Annotated in this window: 17 protein-coding genes; 8 read left to right on the plus strand and 9 right to left on the minus strand. The window is 72.5% G+C overall.

Translation table 11 applies throughout. The features are described 5' to 3' along the window. Positions 1-162: 162 nt before the first annotated feature. On the minus strand, positions 163-1,554 hold the full coding sequence (locus IE267_RS07000; protein ID WP_229860792.1) for an MFS transporter: 1,392 nt from the start codon (positions 1,552-1,554) through the stop codon (positions 163-165). A gap of 70 nt (positions 1,555-1,624) precedes the next feature. On the opposite strand from IE267_RS07000, the gene IE267_RS07005 reads away from it, so the two are divergent. The 3 genes from IE267_RS07005 to IE267_RS07015 all read left to right on the plus strand — a co-directional run bounded on the left by IE267_RS07005 (position 1,625) and on the right by IE267_RS07015 (position 4,542). Next, positions 1,625-2,584, plus strand: a complete 960-nt coding sequence (locus IE267_RS07005) for a GlxA family transcriptional regulator (protein ID WP_189762439.1) — start codon at positions 1,625-1,627, stop codon at positions 2,582-2,584. Positions 2,585-2,671: 87 nt separating this feature from the next. Next, positions 2,672-3,385, plus strand: coding sequence for a DsbA family oxidoreductase (locus IE267_RS07010; protein ID WP_189762440.1), 714 nt, complete (start codon positions 2,672-2,674; stop codon positions 3,383-3,385). Between the two features lie 107 nt (positions 3,386-3,492). Next, positions 3,493-4,542 carry an aminotransferase class V-fold PLP-dependent enzyme gene (locus IE267_RS07015; RefSeq protein ID WP_189762441.1) on the plus strand — a complete coding sequence of 350 codons (1,050 nt, stop codon included), beginning with the start codon at positions 3,493-3,495 and terminating at the stop codon, positions 4,540-4,542. Between the two features lie 110 nt (positions 4,543-4,652). Here IE267_RS07015 and IE267_RS07020 read toward each other — a convergent pair whose 3' ends face one another. Continuing rightward, complete coding sequence (locus tag IE267_RS07020; protein ID WP_167154123.1) at positions 4,653-5,189, minus strand: MarR family winged helix-turn-helix transcriptional regulator; 537 nt, start codon at positions 5,187-5,189, stop codon at positions 4,653-4,655. 123 nt (positions 5,190-5,312) lie between these two features. Here IE267_RS07020 and IE267_RS07025 point away from each other — a divergent pair, with 123 nt between their 5' ends. Both IE267_RS07025 and IE267_RS07030 read left to right on the plus strand, forming a co-directional pair. Further along, positions 5,313-6,404 (plus strand): alkene reductase, encoded by a 1,092-nt coding sequence (locus IE267_RS07025; RefSeq protein WP_189762442.1) that lies wholly within the window; start codon positions 5,313-5,315, stop codon positions 6,402-6,404. Between the two features lie 43 nt (positions 6,405-6,447). Further along, positions 6,448-7,155, plus strand: coding sequence for a hypothetical protein (locus tag IE267_RS07030; RefSeq protein WP_189762443.1), 708 nt, complete (start codon positions 6,448-6,450; stop codon positions 7,153-7,155). Here the strand turns inward: IE267_RS07030 and IE267_RS07035 are convergent. The 6 genes from IE267_RS07035 to IE267_RS07060 all read right to left on the minus strand — a co-directional run bounded on the left by IE267_RS07035 (position 7,130) and on the right by IE267_RS07060 (position 12,540). Next, complete coding sequence (locus IE267_RS07035; protein WP_189762444.1) at positions 7,130-7,798, minus strand: hypothetical protein; 669 nt, start codon at positions 7,796-7,798, stop codon at positions 7,130-7,132. The genes IE267_RS07030 and IE267_RS07035 overlap by 26 nt on opposite strands. Positions 7,799-7,993: 195 nt before the next feature. After that, positions 7,994-8,854: an ectoine hydroxylase gene (thpD, locus tag IE267_RS07040; RefSeq protein WP_167154129.1), complete on the minus strand. Its 861-nt coding sequence runs from the start codon at positions 8,852-8,854 to the stop codon at positions 7,994-7,996. A 2-nt stretch (positions 8,855-8,856) separates the two neighbouring features. Continuing rightward, positions 8,857-9,261: an ectoine synthase gene (locus tag IE267_RS07045; protein ID WP_100574374.1), complete on the minus strand. Its 405-nt coding sequence runs from the start codon at positions 9,259-9,261 to the stop codon at positions 8,857-8,859. A 69-nt stretch (positions 9,262-9,330) separates the two neighbouring features. Beyond that, complete coding sequence (gene ectB / locus IE267_RS07050; RefSeq protein WP_167154131.1) at positions 9,331-10,602, minus strand: diaminobutyrate--2-oxoglutarate transaminase; 1,272 nt, start codon at positions 10,600-10,602, stop codon at positions 9,331-9,333. After that, positions 10,599-11,120 (minus strand): diaminobutyrate acetyltransferase, encoded by a 522-nt coding sequence (gene ectA, locus IE267_RS07055; protein WP_161247033.1) that lies wholly within the window; start codon positions 11,118-11,120, stop codon positions 10,599-10,601. Before ectA ends, ectB begins: the two co-directional genes overlap by 4 nt. Positions 11,121-11,442: 322 nt before the next feature. Then, a complete protein-coding gene (locus IE267_RS07060; protein ID WP_167154133.1) occupies positions 11,443-12,540 on the minus strand; it encodes a pyridoxal-phosphate-dependent aminotransferase family protein in 1,098 nt (365 codons plus the stop codon). 116 nt (positions 12,541-12,656) lie between these two features. Between IE267_RS07060 and IE267_RS07065 the strand changes: the two genes are divergently transcribed. Together IE267_RS07065 and IE267_RS07070 are read left to right on the plus strand one after the other, a co-directional pair. Next, a complete protein-coding gene (locus IE267_RS07065) occupies positions 12,657-13,742 on the plus strand; it encodes an amidohydrolase family protein (protein WP_189762445.1) in 1,086 nt (361 codons plus the stop codon). A 371-nt stretch (positions 13,743-14,113) separates the two neighbouring features. Further along, the gene (locus IE267_RS07070; RefSeq protein ID WP_189762446.1) at positions 14,114-15,073 is read left to right on the plus strand and encodes an SCO1860 family LAETG-anchored protein; all 960 of its coding nucleotides are present in this window, start codon (positions 14,114-14,116) and stop codon (positions 15,071-15,073) included. 267 nt (positions 15,074-15,340) lie between these two features. Here IE267_RS07070 and cobC read toward each other — a convergent pair whose 3' ends face one another. Then, the gene (gene cobC, locus IE267_RS07075) at positions 15,341-16,876 is read right to left on the minus strand and encodes an Rv2231c family histidinol phosphate aminotransferase CobC (protein WP_189762447.1); all 1,536 of its coding nucleotides are present in this window, start codon (positions 16,874-16,876) and stop codon (positions 15,341-15,343) included. 88 nt (positions 16,877-16,964) lie between these two features. Here cobC and IE267_RS07080 point away from each other — a divergent pair, with 88 nt between their 5' ends. Then, a complete protein-coding gene (locus IE267_RS07080; protein ID WP_189762448.1) occupies positions 16,965-17,687 on the plus strand; it encodes a ZIP family metal transporter in 723 nt (240 codons plus the stop codon). Positions 17,688-17,689 lie beyond the last annotated feature (2 nt).

Raw genomic sequence — 17,689 nt, forward strand, 5'->3', positions numbered from 1 at the left:
TGCGTGGCTGGTCGCGCAGTTCCTCGCGCCCCTAAAGCGCCGGGTGCGGGGGCATCTTCAGCCCGTCAATGGGGGTCCCCCTGGCCCTTGAGGCATTGGGGGAGTTTGAGGACGAGCGCCCTTGAGGCGCGAACGGGGTCTGGGGCGGAGCCCCGGGGCGCCTCAATCCCCCGAGCCCCCACGGGGAAGCCGCGCCGTGCCCACCGCCGCCACCGCGAACAGGGCCGCCGCCAGCAGCAGGCTGATCCGCAGACCGGGGACGAAGCCCGCGGGGCCCGCGATCAGGGAGCCGAACACCGCGATGCTGAGCGCCCCCGCGACCTGCCGGCCGGCGTTGAGCACTCCCGCCGCCAGCCCCGCCCGCTCCCGCGGCAACGCCTCCATCATGGCGGCGGTCAGTGCGGGCACCGAGATGCCGCAGCCGAGGGCGAGCGGCACCATCAGGAACGCGGCGAGCAGCGTCGGCGTGTGCTCGTCGACGAGCAGCAGCACCAACAGGCCCATGAGGGCGAGGAGTTGACCCGTCAGCAGGGGAACGCGTGGGCCGAAGCGGTTCGAGAGCTTGCCGGAGAGCACGTTCATGACCGGGATCAGCACCGTCATCGGCAGGAACATCAGCCCCGCCGTGAGTGCGGACTCGCCCCGCACCCGCTGGAAGTACAGACTGAAGACGAAGACCACCCCGTAGAACGCGACGCTGGCCGCCGCGCCCGCGCCGATCGCGACGCCCACCGTCCGGCTGCGGAAGAGGCCGAGCGGCACCACCGGATGGGCCGCGCGGCGTTCGACGATCCAGAACGCGAGCCCCGCGGTCGCCGCGAGCACGCCCGCCACGACCCGTACCGCGCCCTGCTCGATCACCGCGAAGGCGAGCGCGGCGAGGGCCACGACGGCCGCCAGCTGACCCGGGAGGTCGAGCGGCGCGGGGCGGCGTGCGGCGCGCGGGGCACGGGTGGTCAGGGCGAGGGCCACGAGGCCGAGGGGAAGGTTGATGAAGAAGATGCCGCGCCAGTCCCAGACGGTGGTCAGCGCGCCTCCCGCGACCGGGCCGAGCGCGACCGCCACCGAACCCCCGGCCGCCCACAGCGCCACCGCCCTGGCCCGGCGCTCGGGGTCCGGGTGGGCCTGGCGCACCAGGGCGAGCGAGGCGGGCAGCACCACCGCGGCCGCGACGCCCTGCACGACCCGGGCGCCGATCAGCACGCCGAGGCCGGGTGCCAGGCCGCAGGCCGCCGAGGCCAGGGTGAAGACGACCGTGCCGAGCGTGTACGCCTTCGCCGAGCCGATCCGGTCGGCGAAGGCGCCGGTCGACAGCATCAGCGCGGCGAACGCGAGCGTGTAGGCGTCCACCACCCACTGGAGCCCGGACATGCCGCCGCCGAGGTCGCCGCCGATCGCGGGCAGCGCGACGTTCACCACGGAGGCGTCCAGGGTGATCAGGGCGAAGCCGAGCAGGGCGGCGGTCAGGGTCAGGGCGGGGGAGGAGCCGCCCGGCGGCTTCGGGGTCAACCGGCTTTCGGCGAGCGCGGTTCGGGGTGCGGCGTTCGGTGACATGCCCCCAGCCTGGCGAGGACGCGCCGCATACAGTAGTGGCTCGAATGCCATACGTCCGGAGGTTCTGGCCATGCCGCTGCACCGGGTCGCCGTCGTCGCGCCCTCGCCCGTCTCGATGTTCAACCTCGCCATCCCGGAGCTGCTGTTCGGCAAGGTCGAGGTGGACGGCGGGCCCGGGTACGAGGTGGTCGTCTGCACCCCCGAGCCCGGCCCGATCGCCACGACGGGCGGGCTCGACCTGTACGTGGGCCGGGGTCTGGACGCGGTCGAGGGCGCGGACACGGTCCTGGTCGCGGGCACCGGGGAGCGTTACGAGCCCGACCCGCGCACGGTGGCCGCGGTCGGCCGCGCTGCCACGGCGGGCGTACGCGTCGCGTCCATCTGCAGCGGCGCTTTCGTCCTGGCCGAGGCCGGACTGCTCGACGGGCGCAGCGCCACCACGTACTGGGAGCTGGCCGAGGAGCTGCGCAGGCGCTATCCGGCGCTCGACCTCAAGGGCGACGTCCTGTACGTGCAGGACGGCAACGTCATGACCTCCTCCGGGTACGCCGCCGGGATCGACCTGTGCCTGCACATCATCCGCACCGACTACGGCGCCGCCGTCGCCAACGCGGTGGCCCGCCGTGCGCTGGTCGCGCCGGTGCGGCCCGGTGGCCAGACCCAGTTCACCCAGACCCCGCTGCCCGCCGAGCGCGGGGAGGTCTGCGCGGACACCCGGGGCTGGGCGATGCGCCACCTCGACAGGCCGCTCACCCTGACCGACCTGGCCCGGCACGCGGGCGTCAGCGTGCGCACCCTGACCCGCCGCTTCCACGCCGAGAGCGGGGTGAGCCCGCTGCAGTGGCTGCTCCACCAGCGCATCGAGCGGGCCAAGGAGCTCCTGGAGACCACCGGCCTGCCCATGGAGCGGGTCGCCGCGGCCAGCGGCCTGGGCAGCGCGGACTCGCTGCGCGCCCACTTGGTCCGCCGCACCGGCCTGACCCCGAGCGCCTACCGCACCACCTTCAGCAGGATCACGACGGCGGCCTGATCCCTGCGGTGGGCGGCGCGGGAATGGGGTGGGGGACGCGCGCGTTGACGGGGGACGTACGACCTTCAACAAACTGAGAGAAGTGACATGCGCGTCGAGATCTGGAGCGACATCGCCTGCCCGTGGTGCTACATCGGCAAGGCCCGCTTCGAGAAGGGCCTGGCGGAGTTCGCCCACGGGGACGACATCGAGGTGGTCCACCGCTCCTTCGAGCTCGACCCGAACCGGCCCAAGGGCGACATCGCCCCGGTGATCCCGATGCTGGCCGAGAAGTACGGCCGCACCCTGGAGGAGGCCCGCGCCATGGAGGCCAACGTGGCGTCCAACGCGCACGCCGAGGGGCTCGGCTACCTCGCCGACGGCCGTGACCACGGCAACACCTTCGACATCCACCGCGTCCTGCACCTGGCCAAGGCGCGCGGGCGTCAGAGCGAGCTGCTCGACCTCGCCTACCGGGCCAACTTCGCCGAGGAGCGCTCCGTTTTCGACGCCGAGGTCCTGGTCGCGGTCGCGGTCGAGGCGGGTCTGGCGGAGGCCGAGGTCCGTACGGTGCTCGCCGACGAGAGCGCCTATGCCGACGAGGTGCGGGCCGACGAGCGCGAGGCGGCCGAGCTCGGCGCCAACGCCGTCCCCTTCTTCGTGCTCGACCGGAAGTACGGGATCTCCGGCGGCCAGCCCGCCGAGGTCTTCACCCAGGCCCTTGAGCAGGCGTGGCAGGAGCGCACCCCGGCACCGGCCCTGAAGTCCGTCCAGGGTGACGCGGAAGCCTGCGGGCCGGAAGGGTGCGAGGTTCCGCGCTGATCCGTGCCGCCGGCTCGGCCCCCGAGTCGTGTTCATAAGCATTGCTTAGGGGTATCCGGTGATTTTGCCCAATTGACTTGGGGTTGTCGGGGATTCAGGGTGGAGTCATGGAACTGGACTCCCTCGCGCGCGGCGAGTTCGCGCCGCAGACCACCTACCTCAACACCGCGAGCACCGGGCTGCTGCCGGCCCGGACCGTGGCGGCCATGGGTGAAGCCGTGGCCGCCTCGGCGGCGGGCCGGCCGACCGACATGTTCGGCGATGTGGAGGCGGCCCGCGCCACCTACGCCCGCCTCGTCGGCGTCCCCGTGCGGCAGGTGGCGACCGGCGCCTCCGTCGCCGTCTACACCGGGCTCGTCGCCGCATCCCTGCCCGAGGGCGCCGAAGTCCTCGTCGCCGAGGCCGACTTCAGCTCCGTGGTGAACCCGTTCCACATGCGCCGGGACCTGAAGGTGCGCACCGCGCCCCTGGAGCGGCTGGCCGAGTCGGTGCGGCCGGGCACCGCCCTGGTCGCGGTCAGCGCGGTCCAGTCCGCGGACGGCCGCATCGCCGACCTCGCCGCGATCCGCGAGGCCGCCCGCGCCCACGGCGCCCGGACCCTGGTCGACGTGTCCCAGGGCGCGGGCTGGTACCCGGTCGACGCCGGGGCATACGACTACACCGTGACGGTCGGCTTCAAATGGCTGGCCGCCCCGCGCGGGGTCGCCTTCCTGACCGTCCCCGACGACCTCGGCGACCTGAACCCGATCTTCGCGGGCTGGGTGGCGGGCGAGCACCCCTGGGACGCCTGCTACGGCCCCATCGACGAACTGGCGCACTCCGCGCGGCGGTTCGACGAGAGCCCGGCGCTGTTCTCGTACACCGGGGCCCGGCATTCGCTGGCCCTCGTCGAGGAGGTGGGCATCGAGCGCATCCACGCGCACAACACGGCGCTCGCCGACCGCTTCCGCGCCGGCCTCGCCCCGCTCGGCCACGAGCCGGTGGCCGCGCCCGGCTCGGCGATCGTGGCGGTCCCGGGCCTCGGTCACCACCAGGAGGAGCTGAGCCGTGCGGGGGTCGAACTCTCCAACCGCGCGGGCAATCTGCGCGCGGCCTTCCATCTGTACAGCTCGGCCGCGGACGTGGACCGCCTCCTGGAGCTGCTGCCCGCTCGCTGACGTGCCCGCCCGCTGAAGCGCCCGTCCGCGGAAGTTCCCGTCCGGCCGGGGGAGTTGACACCCCGGCCGGGCTCACCCCCCGGGAGTCGCCCGGCTCCCCGCGGGTCGCCTCACTCCCCGCAGCCCGCCTCGCTCGGGCAGGACGGTTCGGCCTCGCAGTCGGCCGCGGCGCCCGCCGAGCGGCACAGGTTGGCCTCCACCTTCCCCAACAGCCTTGCCAGCTCGGCCCGTTCGGCCGCGTCCAGGCCCGCCAGGGTCTGCTCCTCCAGGTCCGTCCAGGCCTGCTGCACGCGCTCGTGCAGGACGCAGCCGTCGTCGGTCGCCTCGACCAGCGCGGCGCGCCGGTCCTTCGGGTCGGGGCTGCGCCGGACATAGCCGGCCTGCTCCAGGCGCTGGAGCATCTTGGTGACCGTCGACGGGTCGAGCTCAAGCAGCTTGATCAGCTCGGACTGACGGGCCGCCCCCGCGTCCCACAGGTGCATCATCAGGAGCTCCTGCCCCGGGTAGAGCCCGATGGAGCGCAGCTGACGGCCCGCGGCGATGCGGTGCAGCCGGGCCACCCGTGAGACCGCATGGCTGAACGGGCCGCCGCGGGCCGCGCTCGGCAGGTGGGGGAAATCGGTACAGACGGGCTCGTCGGAGGTCATGCGACAAGATTACCTTGGTCGGCCAAGTAATGCGCTACAGTGGCTTTCGGCACCGATACTTGGCCGACCACATAAACCTTCGGGGTCGGCCGCATACTCTCCCTTGTCTCCCTGGAGGCCGCTGTGACCACCGCTTTCGATCCGATCGACCTGGCCGGCACCCCGCTCGCCAACCGCATCGCCCTGGCACCCATGACCCGCAGCCGCGCCACCGGGCCGGGCAACTCGCCGACCGCGTCGACCGCCGAGTACTACGCCCAGCGCGCCTCGGCCGGGCTCCTCATCACCGAGGGTGTCCAGCCCTCCCCGGTCGGCCAGGGCTACCCCGACACCCCGGGGCTGCACAGCGACGAGCAGATCGCGGCCTGGCGCAAGGTCACCGATGCCGTGCACGCCAAGGGCGGCCGGATCTTCGCCCAGCTCATGCACGCGGGCCGGATCGGCCACCCCGATCTGCTGCCCGGCGACCTGATCAACGTGGGCCCGTCCGCCGTGGCCGCCGACGGGCAGGTCTTCACGCACGAGGGCCCCAAGCCCTTCATCACCCCGCAGGCGCTCAGCGAGGACCAGATCCTGGTCACCATCGGCGACTTCGCGGCCGCCGCGCGCAATGCGATCGAGGCCGGCTTCGACGGCGTCGAGCTGCACGGCGCCAACGGTTACCTCATCCACCAGTTCCTCGCGCCCAACTCCAATGTGCGCACCGATGGTTGGGGCGGTTCGGTCGAGGGCCACATCCGATTCGCCGTCGAGGTGACCAAGGCCGTGGCGGCCGAGATCGGCGCCGAGCGCACCGCCATCCGCCTCTCGCCCGGCAACCCGTACAACGGCATCGTGGAGCCCGAGCCCGACCCGGTCTACACCGCGCTCGTGGCCGCCCTTGAGCCGCTCGGCCTCGCCTACCTCCACGTTCTCGAAGTCGTTCCGGAGAGCCGGGAGTTGACGCTCCGGCTGCGCAAGTCGTTCTCCGGCGTGTTCATCCTCAACGCGGCCACCGAAGGGCCCACCGGGCCGGACGCGCTCACCCTGATCGAGGACGGCACCGCCGACCTCATCTCCTACGGCGCGCTCTTCCTCGCCAACCCGGACCTGCCGGCCCGGCTGCGGGCGGGCGGTCCGTTCAACGCCCCCGACCCGTCGACCTTCTTCGGCGGCGACGACCGCGGCTACACCGACTACCCGGCGCTCGACGCGGCCGCCCCGCTGGGCGCCTGAAATCCGCTGGTCACGGCCCGGCCCGGCAAGGCAGGATCGGGCCGTGACCACGAAGAGCGACACGACCGGGCAGGCGCGCGAAGCCGCCCGCAACAACGCCGACTGGTGCGCCGCGCTCTGCCGCGCACACGGCATCACGGGGCGCGAGGGGCCGTACGCCTGGACCAGCCCGCGCCGCACCCCGCTCTACTATCCGGACGCGGTGACGCTCACCCCCGAGGCCTCGCCCGGTGACGTCCTCGGCTCCATCGACCTGACCGCACCCGGCGCGTCCGTGAAGGACAGCTTTGCCGTCCTCGACCTGAGCGACGACGGCTTCGAGGTCCTCTTCGAGGCGCAGTGGATCCATCGGGCGGCTCCCGGTATCACCGGCAAGGGCTGGCAACTCGTGCACGGCGAGGGCGAGTTGGCCGCCTGGGAGCGGGCGTGGTCCGACGGCGGGAGCGAAGGGCTCTTCCCGCCCGCGCTGCTCGCCGAACCCGGCCACTCCTTCCTGGTGGAGCGCGACGAGCGGGGAGAGGCGACCGCGGGAGCCGTCGCCAGCCGGAGCGGGGACGTCGTGGGCATCTCCAACCTGTACGCCGTCGACGGCGACCAGGACGCGGCCTGGGCGGGCTGCCTCGCCACCGTCGCCCGACTGTGGCCGGGCCGAGAGGTCGTCGGCTACGAGAGCGGCGACGACCTGGCCGCCGCACTGCGCGCGGGCTTCGCCCCGGCCGGGCCGCTCAGGGTGTGGCTGCGCCCGAACTGAGCGGCTCGCCGTACCAGCGCCACTTGTCCGGGCGGGTCCGCCCCGCCAGGTCCGCGCGGCCGGTGGCCCACAGCAGCACCCGCCAGCGGTCCGGGTCCTCCGGCACGTCCCGGAACAGCCGGGCCAGCACCCGGTCGCACAGGCCGGTCGGCGGAGTCCAGGCCAGGCCGAGTCCCTCGGCCACGTCGTGGGTGTGCAGCAGCGTCTCGACGATGCCCATCGCACCGAACCCCTCCGGGTCCGAGACGCCGAAACCGTGGTACGCCCGTACCTCGGGCGAGGCGGTGCGCACCATCGCGGTCAGCAGGGCGCCGCTCGCCTCCAGGGTCTGCAGGAGCCCGGCCGGGCCCGCGGCACGGTCCGCGTGTACCGCGTTGCGCGGACCGCCGGGACGCCTGGCCTCCCAGAGATAGGGGACCTCGCCGTCCAGCGGGGGCTGGGCCGGGCCGATCTGCACGGCGTAGGCGAAGAGGTCGTCCGAGAGGTGTTCGACGGTCTCCCAGCAGTCCCACTCCAGCGTGCCGGCCGGCGCGCTCCAGTCCGCGGCGAGCCCGGCGCGCAGCGCGGTGACGGACAGCCGCACCGCGTGCTCGACATCGGCGGCGGTGACGGGAGTTCGGGAAGGTTCATCGACCATGGACATGGAGGGACCGTACCAACGATCTCTGTGGAGGCGTTGGTACGGTCCCTGGCCCGGGAGCAGTGGGGGAGCCCCCGGGCCTTTGCCTTCGCGCGTGCTCCTGCGCGCAGTCCTGCGGCTACCGCACCGGCGTGAAGTCCCGCGCCCCGATGCTGTGTTCTTCCGGGGGCGACCCCCGGACCCCCGGCCGGAGGGGCTCTACCGCACCGGCGTGAAGTCCCGCGCCCCGATGAACTCCGGGCGGCGGATCGGGGCCGCGAAGGGGTCCTCGGCCGCGTTCTCCACGCTGTTGAAGACGATGAACACGTTGCTGCGCGGGAACGGGGTGATGTTGTCCCCGGAGCCGTGCATCGCATTGCAGTCGAACCAGGTCGCCGAGCCCGCCCGGCCGGTGAACAGCTTGATGCCGTGCCGGTCGGCCATCTTGGTGAGCGCCTCGTCGGAGGGGGTGCCCGCGTCCTGCATCTGGAGGGACTTCTTGTAGTTGTCCTTCGGGGTGGCGCCCTCGCAGCCGAGGAAGTCCCGGTGCGAGCCGGGCATGATCATCAGGCCGCCGTTGGTGTCGTGGTTCTCGGTCAGCGCGATCGAGACCGACACCGTCCGCATCCGCGGCAGACCGTCCTCGGCGTGCCAGGTCTCGAAGTCCGAGTGCCAGTAGAAGCCCGAGGCGCCGAAGCCCGGCTTCACGTTGATCCGCGACTGGTGGACGTACACGTCCGAGCCGAGGATGCGGCGTGCCGTGCCCACGACCCGCTCGTCGCGCACCAGACGAGCGAAGATCTCGCTGATCCGGTGCACCTCGAAGACCGAACGCACGGACTGCGACTGCGGTTCGATGATCGACCGCTCATCGGCACGCACGGCGGGGTCGGCGATCAGCCGCTCCAGCTCCGAGCGGTAGAGCGCCACCTCGTCGTCCGAGAGCAGGTCCTCGATCGCGAGGAAGCCGTCCTGCTCGAACGATTCGAGCCCGGCGGACGGACCCCAGACGACCGGGTCCTGGCGGGGTGTGACCACCTCGGCCGAGCCACGGGTGGGGTAGAGATCCTGGGCGGTCATGGTCAGCCCTCCTCGGGTTCGGTCAGCAGCGGGTAGACGCCGTTCTCGTCGTGGTCCTCCCGTCCGGTGACGGGCGGGTTGAAGACGCAGACACAGCGGAAGTCGGTCTTGGGGCGCAAGGTGTGGCGCTCGTGACCGTTCAGGAGATACATCGTGCCCGGCTCGATCCAGTGGGTCTCGCCGGTCTCCTCGTTGGTGAGCTCGGCCTCGCCCTCGGTGCACAGGACCGCCTCGATGTGGTTGGCGTACCACATGGAGGTCTCGGTGCCCGCGTACAGGACGGTCTCGTGCAGCGAGAAGCCGACCTTTTCCTTCGCGAGGACGATCCGCTTGCTCTCCCAGGTGCCGGAGGCGGCCTTCACATGGCGGTCGGTGTTCTCGATGTCCTTGAACGAGCGGACAATCACGGTGACTTGCTCCCTTTCTGTGTATCTCTTGTACGCCGGTCGACGGCCGGTCGCTGCCGGTCGAGCGGGTCAGACGGTCGCGGCGACCGCGCGGGCCAGCGACCGCAGCCCCTCGTCCAGCTCCTCGTGCGTGATGGTCAGCGACGGCAGCAGCTTGACCACCTCGCTCTTGGGGCCGGAGGTCTCCAGGAGCAGCCCCAGTTCGAAGGCGCGTGCGCAGACCTCGGAGGCGCGGGCCGGGTCGGCGAACTCCAGACCCCACACCAGGCCGCGGCCGCGGTAGCTGGCGCCGAGCCGGCTGTGCTCGGTGCACAGCGCGAGCAGGGCCTGCTCGATCTGCTCGCCGCGCGCCAGGGTGTGCTTCTCCATCTGGCCGGCGTCGGCCCAGTACGCCTCCAGCGCGGCGGTCGCGGTGACGAACGCGGGGTTGTTGCCGCGGAAGGTGCCGTTGTGCTCGCCGGGCTCCCACACGTCGAGCTCGCCCTTGAACAAGCAGAGCGACATCGGGAGTCCGTAGCCGCTGATCGACTTGGAGAGGGTGACGATGTCCGGCACGATGCCCGCCTCCTCGAAGGAGAAGAAGGCGCCGGTGCGGCCGCAGCCCATCTGGATGTCGTCGACGATGAGCAGCATGTCGCGGCGGCGGCACAGATCGGCGAGCGCGCGCAGCCACTCGGGCCGGGCCACGTTGATGCCGCCCTCGCCCTGCACGGTCTCCACGATCACGGCGGCCGGCTTGTTGAGGCCCGAGCCCTGGTCCTCCAGGAGCCGCTCGAACCACAGGAAGTCGGGCACCCGGCCGTCGAGGTAGTTGTCGAACGGCATCGGGGTGCCGTGCACCAGCGGGATGCCGGCCCCGGCCCGCTTGAAGGCGTTGCCGGTGACGGCGAGCGAGCCGAGCGACATGCCGTGGAAGGCGTTGGTGAAGGAGACGATCGACTCGCGGCCCTTCACCTTGCGGGCCAGCTTCAGCGCGGCCTCGACGGCGTTGGTGCCCGTCGGGCCCGGGAACATCACCTTGTACGGCAGGTCGCGCGGGCGCAGGATCACGTTCTGGAACGTCTCCAGGAACGCTCGTTTCGCGGTCGTCGCCATGTCGAGGCCGTGGGTGATGCCGTCCCGCTCGATGTAGTCGAGCAGCGCCCGTTTCAGTACCGGGTTGTTGTGCCCGTAGTTGAGTGAGCCGGCTCCGGCGAAGAAGTCGAGATAGCTGTGGCCGTCCTCGTCGGTGATGCGGGCACCCTGCGCGCGGTCGAACACGGCGGGCCAGCCGCGGCAGTAGCTGCGCACCTCCGACTCAAGGGATTCGAAGACACTCAGGGCGGGCGGGGTGATGGTCACAGCGTTTCTCCCTGGGGGTGGAGGGGGCCGATGCGGTAGAGGACTTCGGGCTGGTGCCCGTCGTCGGGGAAAAGACCCGCGTCGAAGAGGAGTTCTCGGTCGAGGGCGGCGCCGCGGCGCTTGGCGAACGAGGTGAAGAGCCGGTCGGACGGGGTGTTGTCCGGCGAGACCGTCGTCTCGAGACAGGTCGTCCCGTGCGAGGCGGACACCCTCGCCGTCAGCGCTTCGAGCAGCAGCCCCGCGAGCCCGTGGCCGCGGTGGGCGTGGTCGACGGCGACCTGCCAGACCACCAGCGTGCCCGGGCGGTCGGGCCGTACGTAGCCGGTGATGAACGCGATGGGCGTGCCGTCGTCGTCCCGGGCCACCGCGGAGGTCCTGGCGAAGTCGCGGCACCAGAGCAGATAGCTGTACGAGGAGTTGAGGTCGAGCACCTCGGAGTCACGGGCAATGCGCCAGATCGCGGCTCCGTCCTCCACTCGTGGGCTTTCGATTCGGACTGCTGTTTGCGCGGCGGTCATGCCGAGGAAATTTACCGACCAGAAATTGAAATCGCATTCCCGTCCGGGGGTGTGCTCGGAGCTTGTTTGTGTTATCACGCGAGCATGCACGCGAACCGGTTTGTCCGGTAATTACCGGACAAAAGGGCGGGGTTGTGGAGTCGATCACACCGTTGTGACAGGCTCGGAACCTTGTTGAAACCTTTGCGTTTGAGCCCGGAAAGGCGGGGCATAAGAAAACGGGAAGCTGCGGTGAATAAGCAGCTTCCCGTTCTGTGGAACTTCTGTGGAATGTTTTGCGGAATTCAGTTGTGCATTACGCCGGAGGAACGCGGGGGGAGTGTCACCACGTGGTGGAAACGGCCTTGCGGGCGGCTTCCAGGTCCACGGCGATGCCGTACTCGCCGAGTGCCGCGCCCAGTGCCGCGAGCGAGGACTGCACGACACCCCGCGTGGCGTCGACGCCGTAGTGGTTGACCCGGACCATGGTCGAGGCCAGCGCCCCGCCCCCGGCGATCAGCGGCAGCGAGGGGTCCGCGGCGAGCGCCCTGGCCACCAGCTCGGAGGCGTCCACGCCCTCGGGAGTGCGCAGGGTCGTGGCCACCGGGGCGGCGTCGGCAGCCTCGTGCACGTACGGGACGAGACCGCCGCCCAGCCCCAGGGCGCCCGCGCGGGTCGCCGCGGCGGCCGAGGCGTGCCGGGCCATCACGGCGTCCAGGCCCTCGGACTCGATGCGTTCCACGCACGCCTCCAGGGCCAGCATCTCCAGCTGGGCGGGCGCGTGCAGCAGGGCCTTGCGGCCGCCGTCGATCCAGCGCTGCTTCCAGTCCAGGAGCGAGAGGTAGGAGCGGCGCGGGGCGCTCGGGTTGGCCGCGATCCGCTCCCAGGCGCGGGCGCTGACCGAGACGGCCGAGACGCCGGCCGGGCCGCCCATCGCCTTCTGCGCGCCGATCACGCACAGGTCCACGCCCCAGGCGTCCGGGAGCAGCGGCTCGGCGGCCACCGAGGCCACCGCGTCCAGCATGAACAGGGCGCCGTGCCGGCGCACCACGTCGCCGATCTCCGCGACCGGGTTCGTGTTGCCGGTCGCCGCCTCCGCGTGCACGAGCGAGACGAAATCGATCTCCGGGCGGTCCGTGAGCGCCCGGTCGATCTGCTCCGCGGTCACCGCCGCGTGGAACGGCACCTCCAGGTCGACGACCTCAGCCCCGCAGTCGCGCAGCCAGTTGCCGAAGGTCTGCCCGTAGGGGCCGGTCACCACGTTGAGCGCGGTGGAGCCGGGGCGGGCCGCGCCCCGGATGCAGCCCTCCAGGGGGAGCAGCGCCTCGCCCTGCATGATCACCACGTCCTGCTCGGTGGCGAGCAGGGCGGCCACCCGTCGCTCGATCGCCGCGAAGTGGTCGGCGGTGAGCGGGGCCAGGTCCAGGAGCGGGTGTGTCACGGCGATGCCTTCTTCGGGTCGGGTCAAAGGTCGTGTATCGGAGGTCACGCAGGGGATCGGGTCGGGTGTTCGATCCTCCGGATGGAGACTACCCAGCGCCTCGTACAGTGCTGACCATGAGCGATCGCACGGTGCTGCATGTGAAGGGGCGCGTCCTCGCGGGACCCGAGGACGTACGGGACGAACTGTGGGCGGTCGACGGGCGGATCACCTACGAGCGGCCGCCGGGCGAGGCGCTCACTGTCAGCGGCTGGGCGCTGCCGGGACTGGTCGACGCGCACTGCCACGTGGGCCTCGACCAGCACGGGCCGGTGTCCGACGAGGTGAGCGAGAAGCAGGCCCTGACCGACCGGGACGCCGGCACGCTGCTGGTGCGTGACGCGGGCTCGCCCTCCGACACCCGCTGGATCGACGCCCGCGAAGACCTGCCGAAGATCATCCGGGCGGGCCGGCACATCGCCCGCACCCGCCGCTACATCCGCAACTACGCGCACGAGATCGATCCCGGCGACCTGGTCGCCTACGTCGCGCGCGAGGCGCGGCGCGGGGACGGCTGGGTGAAACTGGTCGGCGACTGGATCGACCGGGACGCCGGCGACCTGGCCGCCTGCTGGCCGCGCGGCGAGGTGGAGGCCGCGATCGCCGAGGCCCACCGGCTCGGCGCCCGCGTCACCGCGCACTGCTTCGCCGAGGACTCGCTGCGGGACCTCGTCGAGGCGGGCATCGACTGCATCGAGCACGCCACCGGCCTGACCGACGACACCGTCCCGCTGTTCGCCGAGCGCGGTGTGGCGATCGTGCCGACGCTGGTCAACATCGCCACGTTCCCGCACATGGCCGACGGCGGCGAGGCGAAGTTCCCCGACTGGGCCGCCCACATGCGGCGGTTGTACGAGCGCCGCTACGACACGGTGCGCTCGGCCTACGACGCCGGGGTGCCCGTCTTCGTCGGTACGGACGCGGGCGGCTCGCTCGCCCACGGCCTGGTGGCCGCCGAGGTCGCCGAACTCGTCAAGGCGGGCATCCCCGCCCTCGACGCGCTCTCGGCGACGGCCTGGGGCGCCCGCGCCTGGCTCGGCCGCCCCGCCCTTGAGGAGGGCGCGCCGGCCGACCTGGTCATCTACGACCAGGACCCCCGCGCGGACGTCCGCGTCCTGGCCGCGCCGAGCCGCATCGTGCTCAACGGGCGGATCGTGGGCTGAGGCGGTCGACCCGGCCTGCGGGAGCGGCAGTTCCCTGAAGCCCTCGGCGCATCACCGGGTTGACCGGGCGTGACGCCCGGCGCGGTCAGGTCGTTGTAGGTCTTCATGCGTACGCCGGGGCGGTGCGGCGGCGTACGGGGTGCGGGGGCGGTGCGGGGGTGACGGAGGAGGGCCCTGGGGGCGGGCAAATCGAATATGGGGACGGAAACCACCCGTTGGGGTGAACTGGCGCCGTGTGACGGTCAGTTCACTCTCAGTGCGTAAAGATTCGGTGTCCCAAGTCGCCGGCGCGCCCCACGATTCGCAGGAGTCCCACGAGTCCCCGTGGCGGGCGCCCGGACTGCCATGTCTCCTGTGGGGGTTCCACCATTTTGAACAGCAACAACTTCCGCCTGCCCGCGAACGTCCCGGCCGGCCGGCGCTCCGCCGCGATCGCGGCCTGCACGGCGCTCGTCGCCGGGCCGCTGCTGCTGGCCGCGCCCGCGCACGCCACCGGCGTCGAGGGCGACGGCGGGGGCCGGGCGAGTGCCGTCGTGCTGCGGACCGGGCTCGATGTGTCCCTGCTCAACAAGGCGATCGACGTACCGCTGAGGGCCACGCTCAACGAGGTGCAGGCGCCGGCCGGCGCCGAGAAGACCGCACTGACCGTGAAGCTGGACGGGGTGGCCGGCGGACAGCCCGTCAACGTCCTGAAGGCGGACGTGGCCACGGCGAAGGCGAGCGTCGACGAGAAGCGCGCGGAAGGCTCGACCCGTTTGGTCAATGCCCGGCTGCACCTGCCGGGGCTTCCGCTGCTCTCCCTGATCGAGGTGGGGGAGGTGACGTCCAGCGCCGTCTGCGAGGCGGGCCGCGCGCCGGTCGCCAAGTCCAATGTGCTGGGCGCGGTCACCGTGCTCGGCCGGAAGATCACGCTGTCGGCGGGCGGCACCACGCGGGTCGACGTGCCCGGGGTCGGCGAGGTGTCCCTGGACCTGTCCCGGGCCACCACCACCTCGCGCACCGCCGCGGCCGTCGCCCTTCAGCTGAAGATCTCGGTCAACCCGCTCCACCTCAACGTCGCCGACGTGAAGGGCGAGGTCACCCTCGCCGAGGCGACCTGCCGGACGCCCAAGGCACCGCCCGCCAAGCCGCAGGCGAGCGCCCCGGCCGACCCGGACAAGAAGCCCGTCGAAACGGCGGTGAAGACGCAGAACGTCGCCGACACCGAACTGGCCGAGACGGGCGGGAGTTCGGCCACGCCCTATCTGGCGGGGGGTGCCGCGGTGCTGCTCGTGGGGGGTGCGGGGGCGCTCGTTCTGACCCGGATGCGAGCGCGGGGCAACCGGGGCTGACGCCCCGGGCCCCCTGTCTCTCGGGCTGGGCCCCGGCCCCCTTTTCGGCTCCGCCGTGGGTGGCAGGTCGCGGGGCGGGGGGCATCCCCGCCCCGCCCCTTCCCGAGACCCTCCGGGGGTGAGTTCGTACGGTGCGGATCGTGCGTGGTTGCTCGCGCAGTTCCCCGCGCCCCTGGCGGTACTGGCTCCGGCCCGCATCGGAGCGTTCGAGCCTGTCCGGCGTTTGAGGACGAGCGCCGTTCAGGCGCGAACGGGGTCCGGGTGCCGTTAGGGGTGGGTCAGGGTCAGGGCCTGGTCGAGGGCCTGGAGGAAGCGGTTGGTGGTGGGGCGGTCCCGTACCGCGAGGCGCAGCCAGTCGGCGCCAAGGCCGGGGAACGTGTCACCCCGCCGGGCCGCGAAGCCGAGCGTGCGCAGCCGTTCGCGGACCTGCGTCGCGCCGTCGATCCGTATCAGGACGAAGGGCCCCTCGGCCGGCTCCACCGCGCGCACCTCCTCGAACTCGGCCAGCCCCGCCAGGAGATGGGCCCGGTCCGCGGCCACCCGTACGGCGGCCTCCGCGGCCTCCGCGAGGGCCCGGGGCTCCATGCAGGCGCCCGCCGCGACCAGGGCCGGTGTCGACACCGGCCACAGCGGCTGGGCCCGCTGGAGGGCGGCGAGCGTCTCCGGCTCGGCCAGCACATAGCCGATCCGCAGCCCCGCCAGGCCCCAGGTCTTGGTCAGGCTGCGCAGCACGACCAGGCCTGGCAGGTCGGTGCGGCCCGCCAGTGCCTCGCGTTCGCCCGGCACCGCGTCCATGAAGGCCTCGTCCACCACCAACGTCCGCCCGGGACGGGCGAGTTGGGCGAGCGTGTCGGCCGGGTGCAGTACGGAGGTGGGGTTGGTCGGGTTGCCGACCACCACCAGGTCCGCGTCCTCGGGGACGGCCGCGGGATCGAGCCGGAAGTCGTCCTCGGCCCGCAGCAGCACCCGCCGCACCTCGTGCCCCGCATCGCGCAGGGCGGCCTCGGGGGCGGTGAACTGCGGGTGCACCACAACCGGGTGACGGAACGTCAGGCCTCTGGCGAGCAGTACGAACGCCTCCGCCGCGCCCGCCGTCAGGAGCACCCGCTCCGCCGGGAGTCCGTGCCGCGCCGCCACCGCGGCGCGCGCCGAGCGGCCGTCCGGATAGGCGGCGAGCCCGGTCAGCGAGTCGGCGATCCGCTCGCGCAGCCAGGCCGGGGGAGTGTGGGTGCGGACGTTGACCGCGAGATCGATCAGCGCGCCGCCGTCGTCACGGACCTCGGCGTCACCGTGGTGGCGCAGATCGTGCGGGGCCTCGGTGGTGGGGATGGGCATGGCTTCCTCGCTCCTTGTGGGGGGTCCGTCCCCGCCTTCGGCGATCGGCCGGAGGCGGGGCCGACGTACGATCGCACACGTCGCCATGGCGGCGCGGTCCGCGGGGCTCGACTTCCGCTTGGGGACGAGCAGTTGACCGCCCCCGGCCAGGGCGGCGGCCTCCGCGACGGAAGGGGTGCCGACCGCGGCGAGTACCACGCCCGAGCCGTGCGGCACCTCCACGGCGGCCAGTTCCCCGGCCGCGTACCCGACGAGCGGCACCCCGAGTGCGGTCGCCGCCCCGACGAGCCCGGGCTCGTGCGCCTTGCCGCGCACGGTGGCCAGCTCGACGACGGCACGGGGGTCGAGGCCCGCGTCCGCGAGGGCGGCCCCGATCAGGGCGAGCACCTCGTCCGTCGGGACGCCCTTCGAGGCGCCGACGCCCACGACCAGGGGTGCCGCGGCGGCCCGGGCGGTCTCGTCGGCCATGGCGGGGTCCCTCTCAGGCCGCCCGGGGGCGGCGACGGGCCCCGGTGCGGACGTGCGGAGTGCGGGCCGCGTCGGTAAGCAGGGGCGCATGGCGGTATTCGTCGCGCTCGGCGCGTTCCTGATGACCCTGGTCGGCGGCTGGACCGCCCAGCGGGTCACCGACCGGCGCCATCTGGTGCTCGGGCTCGCCGGCGGGCTGATGCTCGGCGTGGTCGGGCTCGACCTGCTGCCGGAGGCCCTGGACGCGGCCGGCGAGGACCTCTTCGGGGTGCCCCGGGCGCTGCTCCTGTTCGTGGGCGGCTTCCTCTTCGCGCACGTCGTCGAGCGCGTGCTCGCGGTGCGCCAGGCCGCCCACGGCGCGGGCGAGCACCGGGCCCCGCAGGTCGGCGTCACCGTGGCGTCCGCGATGGTCGGGCACAGCCTGATGGATGGCATCGCGATCGGCGCGGCCTTCCAGGTGGGCGCCGGGATGGGCCTCGCGGTGGCGCTCGCCGTCATCACCCACGACTTCGCCGACGGCTTCAACACGTACACGATCACGAGCCTGTACGGGAACGAGAAGCGCAAGGCGCTCGCGATGCTGTTCGCCGACGCGCTCGCCCCCATGGTGGGTGCCGCCTCGACCCTGCTGTTCACCCTTCCGGAGCAGCTGCTCGGCAGCTATCTGGGGTTCTTCGGCGGCGTGCTCCTCTATCTGGCCGCCGCCGAGATCCTCCCCGAGGCCCACCACGAGCACCCCGCCCTGTCGACGCTGCTCTGCACCGTCGCGGGCGTGGGGTTCATCTGGCTGGTGGTGGGCATCGCCGGCTGAGT

The sequence above is a fragment of the Streptomyces xanthochromogenes genome, assembly GCF_014650455.1.
Classification (GTDB): Bacteria; Actinomycetota; Actinomycetes; order Streptomycetales; family Streptomycetaceae; genus Streptomyces; species Streptomyces xanthochromogenes.

Bases quoted from the DNA above. Each gene is read 5' to 3' on its own strand.
- cobC (WP_189762447.1), bottom strand. From the start codon at position 16,876: ATGGCCGACGAGACCGCCCGGGCCGCCGCGGCACCCCTGGTCGTGGGC.
- IE267_RS07005 (WP_189762439.1), top strand. From the start codon at position 1,625: ATGCCGCTGCACCGGGTCGCCGTCGTCGCGCCCTCGCCCGTCTCGATG.
- ectA (WP_161247033.1), bottom strand. From the start codon at position 11,120: ATGACCGCCGCGCAAACAGCAGTCCGAATCGAAAGCCCACGAGTGGAG.
- IE267_RS07010 (WP_189762440.1), top strand. From the start codon at position 2,672: ATGCGCGTCGAGATCTGGAGCGACATCGCCTGCCCGTGGTGCTACATC.
- IE267_RS07015 (WP_189762441.1), top strand. From the start codon at position 3,493: ATGGAACTGGACTCCCTCGCGCGCGGCGAGTTCGCGCCGCAGACCACC.
- IE267_RS07035 (WP_189762444.1), bottom strand. From the start codon at position 7,798: ATGTCCATGGTCGATGAACCTTCCCGAACTCCCGTCACCGCCGCCGAT.
- IE267_RS07065 (WP_189762445.1), top strand. From the start codon at position 12,657: ATGAGCGATCGCACGGTGCTGCATGTGAAGGGGCGCGTCCTCGCGGGA.
- thpD (WP_167154129.1), bottom strand. From the start codon at position 8,854: ATGACCGCCCAGGATCTCTACCCCACCCGTGGCTCGGCCGAGGTGGTC.
- IE267_RS07000 (WP_229860792.1), bottom strand. From the start codon at position 1,554: ATGTCACCGAACGCCGCACCCCGAACCGCGCTCGCCGAAAGCCGGTTG.
- IE267_RS07020 (WP_167154123.1), bottom strand. From the start codon at position 5,189: ATGACCTCCGACGAGCCCGTCTGTACCGATTTCCCCCACCTGCCGAGC.
- IE267_RS07080 (WP_189762448.1), top strand. From the start codon at position 16,965: ATGGCGGTATTCGTCGCGCTCGGCGCGTTCCTGATGACCCTGGTCGGC.